Annotated in this window: 10 protein-coding genes; 4 read left to right on the forward strand and 6 right to left on the reverse strand. The window is 69.0% G+C overall.

Annotation, left to right across the window (positions count from 1 at the left end; genetic code table 11):
- Positions 1 to 4: 4 nt before the first annotated feature.
- On the reverse strand, positions 5 to 1,309 hold the full coding sequence (locus ACFVMC_RS24065; RefSeq protein WP_379213684.1) for a hypothetical protein: 1,305 nt from the start codon (positions 1,307 to 1,309) through the stop codon (positions 5 to 7).
- 95 nt (positions 1,310 to 1,404) lie between these two features.
- Here ACFVMC_RS24065 and ACFVMC_RS24070 point away from each other — a divergent pair, with 95 nt between their 5' ends.
- Complete coding sequence (locus ACFVMC_RS24070) at positions 1,405 to 1,953, forward strand: TetR/AcrR family transcriptional regulator (protein WP_379213686.1); 549 nt, start codon at positions 1,405 to 1,407, stop codon at positions 1,951 to 1,953.
- A gap of 7 nt (positions 1,954 to 1,960) precedes the next feature.
- On the opposite strand, the gene ACFVMC_RS24075 is transcribed toward ACFVMC_RS24070, so the two are convergent.
- Positions 1,961 to 3,088, reverse strand: coding sequence for an alpha/beta hydrolase family protein (locus tag ACFVMC_RS24075; protein WP_379213688.1), 1,128 nt, complete (start codon positions 3,086 to 3,088; stop codon positions 1,961 to 1,963).
- A 412-nt stretch (positions 3,089 to 3,500) separates the two neighbouring features.
- Here ACFVMC_RS24075 and aceA point away from each other — a divergent pair, with 412 nt between their 5' ends.
- The 3 genes from aceA to metE all read left to right on the forward strand — a co-directional run bounded on the left by aceA (position 3,501) and on the right by metE (position 8,314).
- Positions 3,501 to 4,790 (forward strand): isocitrate lyase, encoded by a 1,290-nt coding sequence (gene aceA, locus ACFVMC_RS24080; RefSeq protein WP_379213690.1) that lies wholly within the window; start codon positions 3,501 to 3,503, stop codon positions 4,788 to 4,790.
- A gap of 132 nt (positions 4,791 to 4,922) precedes the next feature.
- A complete protein-coding gene (locus tag ACFVMC_RS24085; protein WP_379213691.1) occupies positions 4,923 to 5,795 on the forward strand; it encodes a 3-hydroxybutyryl-CoA dehydrogenase in 873 nt (290 codons plus the stop codon).
- Positions 5,796 to 6,007: 212 nt separating this feature from the next.
- Entirely contained in the window at positions 6,008 to 8,314 is a 2,307-nt protein-coding gene (gene metE / locus ACFVMC_RS24090) for a 5-methyltetrahydropteroyltriglutamate--homocysteine S-methyltransferase (protein ID WP_379214082.1), read from the forward strand.
- Between the two features lie 58 nt (positions 8,315 to 8,372).
- Here metE and puuE read toward each other — a convergent pair whose 3' ends face one another.
- From puuE to ACFVMC_RS24110, 4 genes are all read right to left on the reverse strand, one after another.
- Entirely contained in the window at positions 8,373 to 9,278 is a 906-nt protein-coding gene (gene puuE / locus ACFVMC_RS24095; protein WP_379213693.1) for an allantoinase PuuE, read from the reverse strand.
- Positions 9,275 to 10,243 carry an allantoicase gene (gene alc, locus ACFVMC_RS24100; RefSeq protein ID WP_379213695.1) on the reverse strand — a complete coding sequence of 323 codons (969 nt, stop codon included), beginning with the start codon at positions 10,241 to 10,243 and terminating at the stop codon, positions 9,275 to 9,277. The genes puuE and alc overlap by 4 nt, the downstream gene beginning before the upstream one ends.
- Before the next feature lie 22 nt (positions 10,244 to 10,265).
- Complete coding sequence (locus ACFVMC_RS24105; RefSeq protein ID WP_379213697.1) at positions 10,266 to 11,477, reverse strand: DUF6986 family protein; 1,212 nt, start codon at positions 11,475 to 11,477, stop codon at positions 10,266 to 10,268.
- A gap of 152 nt (positions 11,478 to 11,629) precedes the next feature.
- Positions 11,630 to 11,863 carry a hypothetical protein gene (locus ACFVMC_RS24110; RefSeq protein ID WP_379213698.1) on the reverse strand — a complete coding sequence of 78 codons (234 nt, stop codon included), beginning with the start codon at positions 11,861 to 11,863 and terminating at the stop codon, positions 11,630 to 11,632.
- Positions 11,864 to 11,871: the final 8 nt, after the last annotated feature.

Consider the following 11,871-nt stretch of genomic DNA (forward strand, 5'->3'; position numbering starts at 1 on the left):
GGGTTCAGCGATAGGCTGCCGCGCGGGTCCGGCGCAGCGCGGCCGTGAAGACCTCGGCCATGCGGGCCATCACCGCTGGGCTGTAGCGCGTGGTGTCGTATTCGACCTGCACCGTCAGCTGATCGGCGATCGTGAAGACGGTGAACTTCGGCGGCATCCCCGGTCCGATCGCGCAGATGTCGGCGCGGATGAAACTGAGCTCGCCGGGCAGCGAATGTGCCGGTACCCGGCCGATATTGGAGATGGCGAAGCTCGGCGGCGCGGTCAGCACCGCGCGGGTGACGGCATCGGCGCGCGGCGACGCCAACAGGAACAGCGCCGCTTCGCGCCGCTGCGCCGCGGCGCGCATCCCCGCAGCGACATCCCGGCCGAGGTCGAACAGGTCGGCATCCGGCGCAACGGCGGTGCCGGTACCCACACCCGATACGCAGTTGAGCACGACCCGCTCGGAGGGCGGCGGCCGGAGTTCGCCGCGCAGGTCGACCGCGTGGCCGCAGAACACCGGCAGCGCACCGGCTTCCGGCTCGAGCAGCGAGCGGAACGCGATCAGCGCCGCGCCGGTGAGCAAGCTGTTGACCGAGAGCCCGGCTCCCCGCGCGGCCGCGACCAGATCCGCGGTCGCGGCGGGATCGAGCACGATGCGGTCGGTGACGAAGCGGCCGCGCGGGTCACCGGGCGCGCCATCGCAGGGCAGGCTGCGCGGCGCCGATTCCGGCCGCATCGTGGCGACGGCGGCCCGGACCTGATCCAGCCAGCCGTCGACCTGGGCGTCGGTCAGCGCGGCCGCGAGCCGGGTGTCGACCGCCTCCGGCAGCTCACCCGAATCCGGCTGCGGCAGCGCGGAATAGGACCGCAGGCTGCCGTCGTGCAACGCCGTGTACCGCTGCCACAGCTCGGCGAGCAGCGCGAAAGCCGATCTTCCGTCCGCGATTCCGTGGTGCAGCACCAGCACCACCTGGTCGTGGTCGTCGGCGCGCAGCAGGTGGGCGTGGAATAGCGCGTCCTGCCAATCCGGCCGGGTATTCACCAGTTTCGCGTACGCGGCCGCTCCGCCCGCACCGACTTCGAGTCGTGGCCGGAGGGTGTCGTCGCGCACGAAGCGGGCGGGGCCGTCGGTGCGCACCCGGCTGCGCAACAGCGGATGGGTGGCCGCCAGCTCCGCCAGGGCGCGGCGCAGCAATTCCGGATGGACGGCGCCGCGCACGGTCGAGCCGATGAACAGGGGCATGTCACCGGTCGGGACGCTGCCGACGCTGCCCGCGCCGAAATAGCCGGATTCAGTGGGGGAAACAAGTCGCTCAGAGGTCATGACCCGACCATACACATGTTTCAAACAAACGTCAGAAACAGATGTTTGAAACAGCTGTCATGAACGCTCGTCCGCCCGCCTGTTATCGTGCGCTGGTGGGAACCCGAGAAGACCTGCTGGCGGCCGCCAAGCAATGCCTGGCCGAACGCGGCTATGCCCGCACCACGGTGCGCGATATCGTCGCCGCCTCCGGCACCAACCTGGCGGCGATCAACTACCACTTCGGCACCCGCGACAAGCTGATGAACCAGGCGATGGTGGAATCCAGCGCGACCGCGGTCCAGCAGATCCTCGACTCGCTGCCCACCGGCGCGTCCGCCGATCGCCTGCGCACCTTCCTGACCCGCCTGACCGCGTCGTTCACCGAGAACCCGAGCCTGTGGACGGCCAACGCCGAGAGCTTCACCCAGGCCGTGCACACCCCAGGCGTGCGCGCCGAACTCGGCGCGGCGCAGGAGCGCGCCCGCCGCGAACTATCCGAATCCTTCGGTCCACCAACCGAAGACCACGCCGTCGGGACGGTATTGCAGACCCTGATCGGCGGCCTGCTGATCCAGTGGCTGATCGACCCCGAGCACGCGCCCGCCCCCGATACCGTGGTCGCGGGGTTGCGCGCGCTCGTGGGTCAGCTGCCGCCGGACTGAGCGGCGATCAGCCGAACAGGTTGCGCACGAAGGGAATCGAGTCGACCAGCGAAGCGTTCACCGCGGCGCTGTGGTCGGCGTCGTAGGTGCGCAGGGTGACCGGCTGGCCGCCCGCCTTCAGCTTCTCCGCGAACAGCAGCGTGGCCGGGGTGATCACATCGGTGTCGCTGAGCCCCTGACCAAGGAAAAGCGGCTTGTCGTAGCCGGTTTCGGGCAGGCCCATGGTGCGGGTGAGCACGCCGGGCAGGTCCGGAATCTGCGCCAGCGGGCGCGCGAACAGATCGCCGACCACCACACCGGCGGCGGCGAGTTCCGCGCCGAACGGCTCGATGCAGGAGGTCCGCGCCCGCGTCAGCCACTGCCGACCGGAATCGGTCAGATAGGACTCGATATCCAGGTCCGGATAGGTGGTGCGCAGGCCGTTCAGGATGTACAGCACGTAGGCCGTGCTGTGCGCGCCGAGCTTCACCGGCGGCATGCCCGGCCCCAGCGGCAGCAGGACGTCCTCGATGTAGGCGGGCACGCCGGTGGCCACCGCGCCCCGATAGTCGAGCTCGCCGCCGCCGAACTCACTGGCGTAGCGCGCGACGAACACCGCCGCGCCGCCGCCCTGCGACTGGCCGACGGCCACCCATCGCTTCGACAGCGACGCGTACCGGCGGGTCGCCGCCTTGACCGCGTCCACCACATTGCGCGCCTCCACCACGCCGTTCAGATACGGGTGCTCACCCTCGCTGCCGAGCCCGGCATAGTCGGCGGCCACCACCGCGTACCCCTGGCGCAGCCAGGTGCCGAGGTAGGCCCAGTCCCGTTCGACCGCGCCCGGTCCGGCCACGCTGTAGGCGCAGTCGTCGCCCAGGCCGACCGTGCCGTGCGCCCACGCGATCACCGGCCAGCCGCCGGCGGGCGGCTCGCCCGGCGGAAAGTAGATCGCCGCGCTCGCGGTCGTCGGCGCGTCACCGACCGTGGTGGTCCGGTAGAGCAGCCGGGCAGCGTCGGCCGAGCCGGGCAGCGTCGCGACCGGGGCCAGCGGCGCGACCGAGACGACCGCACCGGCGGCGGGGTCCGCGGACGCCGTGGGCAGGGACAACAGGGAGGCGGCCGCGATGACGACGACGGCGCAGAGTTTCCGCATGGGCAGCAGTGTGCCGCATCGACGCGGCGACGGTGGCCCGGCCCACACCGACGGCAGCCGCCCCACCCTGTGAATCGACTCACAAGCCCGCGGCGTATCCGAAGCCGCGAGTGGATCCACTCGGGATCGCAAACAGTACGGGCGTTACGCTAAAACCGCACGTCAGCGCTACCGGCGGGTAAGTTGGATGCTTGCAATTAGCCCGCAAATTTCGCAAAGTTAGCAAACACCGTCTGAAACCTAGCTGAGATTCACATTAGCAACAGGTAGACGGCTATTTCCTGATGTGCCATCGTGTGGAAGTACACCCCAAGGGCCTAGCAAGCCTGCAAATTGCTGCTCCAGCAGATCGAGCCGATTCGCACCGGGCTCGACCCAGGGCATCGAACAAACAGAGGAAGTGGAGTCAGAGATGTCGACCACCGGCACCCCGAAGACCGCTGCGGAAATCCAGCAGGATTGGGATACCAATCCCCGTTGGAAGGGCATCACCCGTAGCTACACCGCCGAGCAGGTTGTGAAGCTGCAGGGCACCGTCGTCGAGGAGCACACCCTCGCACGTCGCGGCTCGGAGATCCTGTGGGATCTCGTCAACAACGAGGACTACATCAACTCCCTCGGCGCCCTGACCGGCAACCAGGCCGTGCAGCAGGTCCGCGCCGGCCTCAAGGCCATCTACCTGTCCGGTTGGCAGGTCGCCGGTGACGCGAACCTCTCCGGCCACACCTACCCGGACCAGTCGCTGTACCCGGCCAACTCGGTGCCGCAGGTCGTGCGCCGCATCAACAACGCGCTGCTGCGCGCCGACGAGATCGCCAAGGTCGAGGGTGACACCTCGGTCGCGAACTGGCTGGCCCCGATCGTCGCCGACGGCGAAGCCGGTTTCGGTGGCGCCCTGAACGTCTACGAGCTGCAGAAGGCCATGATCGCGGCCGGCGTCGCGGGCTCGCACTGGGAAGACCAGCTCGCCTCGGAGAAGAAGTGCGGCCACCTCGGTGGCAAGGTGCTGATCCCGACCCAGCAGCACATCCGCACCCTGACCTCGGCCCGCCTGGCCGCCGACGTCGCCGGCGTGCCGACCGTCGTCATCGCCCGCACCGATGCCGAGGCCGCCACCCTGATCACCTCCGATGTCGACGAGCGCGACCGCGAGTTCCTCGACGGCACCCGCACCTCCGAGGGCTTCTTCGGCGTGAAGAACGGCATCGAGCCCTGCATCGCGCGTGCCAAGGCCTACGCCCCCTACTCCGACCTGATCTGGATGGAGACCGGCGTGCCGGACCTCGAGGTCGCGCGCAAGTTCGCCGAGGCGGTCAAGGCCGACTTCCCGGACCAGCTGCTGGCCTACAACTGCTCGCCGTCCTTCAACTGGAAGGCGCACCTGGACGACGCGACCATCGCGAAGTTCCAGCGTGAGCTCGGCGCGATGGGCTTCAAGTTCCAGTTCATCACCCTGGCCGGCTTCCACTCGCTCAACTACGGCATGTTCGACCTGGCGCACGGCTACGCCCGCGAGGGCATGACCGCGTTCGTCGACCTGCAGGAGCGCGAGTTCAAGGCCGCCGCCGAGCGTGGCTTCACCGCCGTCAAGCACCAGCGCGAGGTCGGCGCCGGCTACTTCGACTCGATCGCCACCACCGTGGACCCGAACACCTCCACCGCGGCCCTGAAGGGTTCGACCGAAGAGGGTCAGTTCCACTGAGCTAGACCGCTTTATCCCCAGTAGGGGTGTACCGCCCTCCCCGCTGAACAGCCCTCGGCGGGGAGGGCTTCCCTATAAGTTCGACTTTTGATCCCCACCCCCACAGCCAGACCAACCCAGCAGGAGCGGGACGTGAGCAGCGAGAAGATTCAGCGCGTCGGCATCATCGGCGCCGGACAGATGGGTGCCGGAATCGCGGAGGTGTGTGCCCGGGCGCATGTCGACGTGCTCGTCTACGAACAGTCCCGGGAACTAGCGGCCGCGGGCCGCGCCCGCATCCTGCGCTCGCTGGATCGCGGCGTGAGCAGCGGCAAGATCACCGAGCGCGAGCGCGAGCAGGCCGCCTGGCGGCTGCGCTTCACCTCCGACCTGGGTGACTTCGCCGACCGCCAGCTGGTCGTCGAGGCCGTGCTGGAGAACGAGGAGGTGAAGACCTCGATCTTCTCCGAGCTCGACAAGGTCGTCACCGACCCGGACGCCGTGCTGGCCTCCAACACCTCCTCCATCCCGATCATGAAGATCGCCGTCGCCACCGCGAATCCCGAGCGCGTGGTCGGCATGCACTTCTTCAACCCGGTGCCGGTGCTGCCGCTGGTCGAGCTGGTCACCACGCTCAAGACCAGCGAGTCGGTGTCCAAGCGCGCCGAGCAGTTCGCCTCCGAGGTCCTCGGCAAGCAGGTCGTGCGCTCGGCCGACCGCTCCGGTTTCGTGGTCAACGCGCTGCTGGTGCCGTACCTGCTGTCCGCGATCCGCATGGTGGAGTCCGGTTTCGCCACCAAGGAAGACGTCGACAAGGCCATGGTGCTCGGCTGCGCCCACCCGATGGGCCCGCTGGCGCTGACCGACCTGGTCGGCCTGGACACGGTCAAGTCGATCGCCGATTCGATGTATCAGGAATTCAAGGAGCCGCTGTACTCGGCCCCGCCGCTGTTGATGCGTATGGTCGAAGCCGGACTGTTGGGTAAGAAAACCGGCGCCGGTTTCTACCAGTACAACCGCGCCTGATTTTGGTATGACGCACCGTACCGTGAGTGCGGACGCAACCACGACGGAGCGAGTCTTACGAGCGACCGTTCGCGGCCCGTCTCGCGTCCGAGTGGCCGAAGCGCATGCGCCGCAGGCGCGAGTCTCGGCCGCTCGGACGCGAGACATCGATGGGCCGCGAACATCCAGCGCCGCAGGCGCTGGAAATCAGGCACTGAAGGGAGCGGCGCGTGGTGAACGTGACCGACGGCTACGGATCGAGCATCCTCGGGTACCCGCGGATCGGATCGCATCGAGAACTCAAGCGGGCACTCGAGGCCTACTGGCGCGGTGCGATTCCGCGCGACGAACTCCTCGACGTCGGCCGCGAGATCCAGGAGAGCCAGTTCGACGAACTGGCCGCGACCGGGCTGACCCAGGTGCCCGGCAACACCTTCTCCTTCTACGACCATGTGCTGGACAACGCGCTCATGTTCGGCGCGGTCCCGGAACGCTTCCGGGTCTACCAGGACGTGATGGACCCGCTGGACTTCTACTTCCTGATGGCGCGCGGCCGGCCCGATCTGCCGCCGCTGGAGCTGGTCCGGTTCTTCAACACCAACTACCACTACCGCCAGCCCGAACTCGATCCCGACACCGCCTTCTCACTGCACGCCGAGGCGCTGCTGGACGAATTCGACCGGGCCAAGGCCCGCGGTATCGAGCTGCGGCCGGTCATGCTGGGCCCGGTGTCGCTGCTGCTGCTGTCCAAGGCCGGCCACGTGCCCGGCAAGACCGAGTTCGACACGTTGAGCCTGCTGGACAAGCTGCTGCCGGTGTACGAGCAGCTGTTCGAGATCCTCGCCAAGCGCGGCGCGACCTGCGTGCAGCTGGACGAGCCGTCGTTCACCAGCGAGCGAACCACCGCCGAGCTGGCCGCGTTCGAGCGGGCCTACGAGCGACTATCGAAGGCGCCGCTGCGCCCGCGCATGCTGGTCACCGGCCAGTACGGCGATTTCGGTGAGGCGCTGCGGATTCTGGCGCGAACCCAGGTCGAGGCGGTCGGTCTGGATCTGGCCTCCTACCGCATCCAGCCCGAGGAGCTGGCCGCGATCCCCGGCATCCGGCGCAAGCGCCTGTACGCGGGTGTGATCAGCGGGAAGAACGTGTGGCGGGCCGACCGCTACGTCACCCTCGAATATCTGAACGCGCTGGCGCAGGTGTGCCCGGATCTGGTGGTCTCCACCGGCACGACGCTGCTGCACGTGCCCTACGACCTGCTGGTCGAATACGACATCGAGGGCAATGTCGCCGACCGGCTGGCGTTCGCCAAACAAAAAGTGGGCGAGGTGGTCTCGCTCGCCAAGGCGCTGACCGAGGGGCCCTCGGACAAGTGGCGCAAGCGCCCCACCGAGGTGCATTTCAAGCAGAAACACGCGGTGCGCCAACGGGTTTACGCGGTGACCCCGCAGATGCGCGAGCGCGAGCCCTACGAGGTGCGCCGCGCGGCGCAGCAGGCCGCGCTGAATCTGCCGCCGGTGCCCGCGACCACGCTGGGGTCGTTCCCGCAGACCGACCGGATCCGCCAGGCCCGTTACGAATTGGGCCAGGGCCGGCTGTCCTACGACGACTACCGCAAGCGGATCGAGGCCGAGATCGAGGCCACCGTCCGGTTGCAGGAGGACATCGGCCTGGACGTGCTGGTGCACGGCGAGCACGAGCGCAACGACATGATCCAGTACTTCGCCGAGCTGCTGGACGGCTTCGCGACCACGCACTTCGGCTGGGTGCAGGTGTATGGATCCCGTTGTGTGCGACCGCCGATCATCTACGGTGACGTCTCGCGGCCGGCCCCGATGTCGGTCGAGTGGATCACCTACGCCCAATCGCTGACCGACAGGCCGGTCAAGGGGATGGTCACCGGCCCGGTCACCATGGTGGCGCGTTCGTTCGTGCGCCAGGATCAGCCGCTCTACGAGACCGCCGACCAGGTCGCGCTGGCCATTCGCGACGAGGTGGTGGATCTGGAGCGCGCGGGTATCTCGATCATCCAGGTCGACGAGCCCGCGCTGCGCGAACTGCTGCCCCTGCGGCCGGAGGGCCGAGCCGAGTTCCTGCGGTGGGCGGTCGGCGCGTTCCGGCTGGCCACCTCGGGTGTCGGCCCGCAGACCCAGATCCACACGCACATCAGCTATTCCGGCCGGGCCGAGGTGGTGCAGGCGATCGAGGAGCTGGACTGCGATGTCACCGCCATCGTGGCGACCCGCTCGATCGAATGGGTGCTCGAGGCGCTGACCGAGGACTGCGCGGGCGGTCACGGGCTCAGCCACGGCGTCGGACCGGGTGTGTACGAAAGCCGTTCGGCCCGGATCCCGGATATCGACGAGCTGGACGAGCTGCTCACCGCGGCCGCGAAAGCCGTTACCCCGGAACGGCTCTGGGCCAATCCGGACGGCGGCCTGAAGACCAGGCACTACTGGCAGCTGGAGCCCTCGCTGCGCAATATGGTGGCCGCGGCCCGCCGCGTCCGCCGCCGGACGCTCGAAGCGCAACCGCAGTAGTCACGAAAGCCGAAGGCCGCCACCGCATTTCGCAGTGGCGGCCTTTTCGTGCCGGGCACTAGCGCGGCGGATGAACCTCGCGCCAATGCCGCGCGATATCGATGCGGCGCGTGATCCACACCTGATCGTGCGACTGGATGTGGTCGAGGAACCGCTCCAGGGCGGCGAGCCGGGCCGGTCGGCCGACTATGCGGCAGTGCAGTCCGACGGAGAGCATCTTGGGGCTGCCCTGGACGCCTTCCCGGTACAGGACATCGAACGCGTCCCGGAGATGGGCGAAGAACTGCTCGCCCGAGGGGAATCCGGCCGGGGACGCGAAACGCATATCGTTGGTGTCGAGGGTATACGGGACCACCAGGTGGTCCTGCTCGCGAACGCGCACCCAGTACGGGAGATCGTCGGCGTAGGAGTCCGAGTCGTAGACGAACCCACCGTGCTCGACCACCAGGTCGCGGGTGTGCGGCGAGTCGCGCCCGGTGTACCAGCCCAGCGGCGCCGTACCGGTCAGCTCGGTCAGGATGCGTACCGCCTCGGCCAGGTGCGCGCGTTCGGTGTCGACGTCGGTCAGCTGATAGGACTTCCAGCGCAGGCCATGGCAGGCGATCTCGTGGCCGAGTTCCCCGAAAGCCGCTACCGCCTCGGGGTTTCGCTGCATGGCGCGGGCCACCGCGAAGACGGTCAGCGGCAGACCGCGTCGTTCGAACGTGCGCAGCACACGCCACAGACCGGCCCGGGAACCGTACTCGTAGAGCGATTCCATGCTCATGTGCCGGTTCGGGAAGGCCTGCGCCGGAGTCATTTCCGAGAGGAACGTCTCCGAATGCTCGTCGCCGTCGAGGACAGTGTTCTCACCGCCCTCCTCGTAGTTGAGCACGAACTGCACGGCGATCCGAGCGCCGCCGGGCCAGCGCGGATCCGGCGGATTCTTGCCGTAGCCGCGGAAGTCGCGCGGGTACTCGCTCATCCGCCCAGCTCCCCGTACAGCCGCAGCCGGGCCAGCCCGCCGTCCGGGAAGACGTCCAGGTGTACCTCCACCACCGAGGCCGCGATCGGCGTGATCGGGAACCGATGGCGGGTGTCGGGCTGTAACTCGGTGCGCGGCAACAGCTCCACCTCGGTGCCGTCGGCGGTGGTGCCGGTCAGCGCGGCCGCGCCGGGACTGTTGCCGAGAAAGTAGGAGGTGTCGATCTCGGCCAGCCGGATCAGGCCGGGACCCGCCAAACGGATTCGCACCCAGTCGTTTCCGTCGTCGCGGCGGCGCGCGGTCTCCCAGCCGTCGCCCATTTCCCGGGCCAGGCCGGGATAGAGCATCTGATTCGGCGCGCTGTAGAAGCGGTTGGAGCAGTCCAGCACGAGTGCACCGTTCTCCAGCGCGGCCAGATCGACCGGGCCGAGGCCGAGCAGCGCCCGATCCGGGCGGCCCACACCGTGCACCCGCAGGCGGGCAATTCCACCGTCGGGGTGCATGGTGAGTTTGACGTGCGTCCACCGGTTCTCGCTGTCCACCGCAAAGGGGTTGCGACGGTCGCCGTCCACAGCGACGTGCTCGAGCAGCGGCACCCAGTCGGTGCGTGCGGCGATCGTCTCGGCGGGTGGATACCCCTCGATCGCCAGGGCCGACACCGAGATCGCGGGCGGATAGTTGCCTTTGAACCAGGCGGTGTCGACCACGACACCGCGGATCACGCCGGGCACGCCGAGCCGGATGATCGCGCTGTCGTCACCGGGTTTGCCACGGTGCCTGCGGGTTTCCCACCCGTCGTACACCTGTCCCTTGTGCCCGAAGGTCGAGGGCCGGTAGTCGGCGGGGCCCGGGTTGATCAAATTCTCCTTCTCCGCGAAGAATTCGTCGTTCGCCCAGATCACCGCGCCGCCGAGCGGCCGGACCGCCAGATCCGGCAGCAGGGTGAAATCGGATGGTTCGCTCATCGTGGCCTTCCGGGTCGTGCGTTCAGGACAGCGGCTGCCGCGCGACCAGCGCCCGCAGCACCTCCGGGGTCAGCTGCGCGGGCAGGTCCGCGGCGGTGCGCGCGCCGCAGCTCAGGCCGCGCAGCACCGTGGCGGCCAGCGCCTCGGCGGTCGCGGGCTCGTCCATGACACCGCCGGAGCGACGATCCAGGTAGGCCAGCAGCCGGGGCACGGCCACGTCGACAGCTTTGCGGAAGAAGTCGTAGGTCGCGAGCCAGCGCGTGACCAGGTGCGCCGGATGCATGTCCCAGCCCTGGTAGTAGCCGCGGGTCAGGGCCCGGCCGACCAGCCGGTGATGGTTGCGCACCGCGAACTCCGGGTCGTCCCCCGGGACGATCTGGGTGGAACCGTCGCAGATCCACACGCCGGTCCCGGCGGCGGCCACCTGCATGACGGACTTGGCGAAATCGGCGGCGGGGTGATCCAGGGCCTGGTCCGGTGCGGCGACACCGCAGGCGGCGGTGTAGTCGTAGGTGCCGAAATGCAGTGCGCTGCACCGGCGGCCGGACGCGGCGAGCATGGTGGCGATCGGGCTGGTGCCGTCGGCGGCGATGATGGCCTGCGGGCTCTCGATCTGTAGTTCGAAGCGCAGCGTGCCCGCGGCCAGGCCGGAGCCGCGCTCGATGCCCTCGCACATGGCGGTCAGTGCCGCGGCCTGCTTGGCGGAACGGATCTTGGGCACCGTGAAGACGAAGCCCTCGGGGACTCCGCCCATGCCTTCCAGTACCAGTTCGAGGGTGCGCAGGGCGCGGCGGCGCTCGGTGCCCGCGAGGCCCTTCATCCGGATGCCGAAGCTGCCCGGGCCCGCGCCGTCGGCCCAGGCGGCCAGCACCGCGCCGGCGTTGGTGGCCGCCGCGTCCTCCTCGGCGTCGCCGCGGAAGCCGTAGCCGTCCTCGAAATCGATCCGCATGTCCTGGATCGGTTCCTGCTCCAGCCGGGCCCGCACGGCGGCGAGCGAGTCGGTGGCGTCGAGTTCGGCCAGCAGGGTCCGCTGGTCGTCGAGCAGTTCGACCGCGGCCGCGCCCCATTCCTTCGGCGTGTGCACCGTGGCCCGGTCGGCGCCGACGTAAGCCGTGTGAATCGGCTGGTCACGGCCGTCCGGGCCGGGGTAGTGGGCGTTGAGTTCGGCGTCGACGGCGTCGAGCATCGACTCGATCCTGGCCCGGACGTTCTCCGGTAACCGTGTGGACGTCACCCTGGCTCTCCTTCTCGCATGGCGCGCCGGACCACGGTCCGGCCGTACCACGCAAGCATTGCCGATCGCCGCGGCACGCGCGGGAGCGGCCCATCACGCGCGGCGCGTCCCGATCCATCCACAGGCGTGCACAGCCCCTTCGGCGCGGCCGCTCAGCACTGGAGCAGCACGCCGCCGCCGACACCGGCGAAGGTCATCACCGCCGCACCGGCGAGTACCGGAACCCGGCGGCGCAGCAGTGCGCGCGAGCGGGCCCGCCACTCGCGGTGCCGCTCGGTCGAGCGAGTTGCCTGATCCGGGGAATCGATCACGGCCGCACCCCGGCGGCGACCGCGCCGGCGACGCAGAACGGCGAGCGTACTCACGATCAACGTGGCAATCAGCATGTCGGAAC

It is taken from the genome of Nocardia sp. NPDC127579 (genome assembly GCF_042672005.1).
Classification (GTDB): Bacteria; Actinomycetota; Actinomycetes; order Mycobacteriales; family Mycobacteriaceae; genus Nocardia.

Coding starts and splice junctions, on each gene's coding strand:
- ACFVMC_RS24065 (WP_379213684.1), bottom strand. CDS start 1,309: ATGACCTCTGAGCGACTTGTTTCCCCCACTGAATCCGGCTATTTCGGC.
- ACFVMC_RS24075 (WP_379213688.1), bottom strand. CDS start 3,088: ATGCGGAAACTCTGCGCCGTCGTCGTCATCGCGGCCGCCTCCCTGTTG.
- aceA (WP_379213690.1), top strand. CDS start 3,501: ATGTCGACCACCGGCACCCCGAAGACCGCTGCGGAAATCCAGCAGGAT.
- puuE (WP_379213693.1), bottom strand. CDS start 9,278: ATGAGCGAGTACCCGCGCGACTTCCGCGGCTACGGCAAGAATCCGCCG.
- alc (WP_379213695.1), bottom strand. CDS start 10,243: ATGAGCGAACCATCCGATTTCACCCTGCTGCCGGATCTGGCGGTCCGG.
- ACFVMC_RS24110 (WP_379213698.1), bottom strand. CDS start 11,863: ATGCTGATTGCCACGTTGATCGTGAGTACGCTCGCCGTTCTGCGTCGC.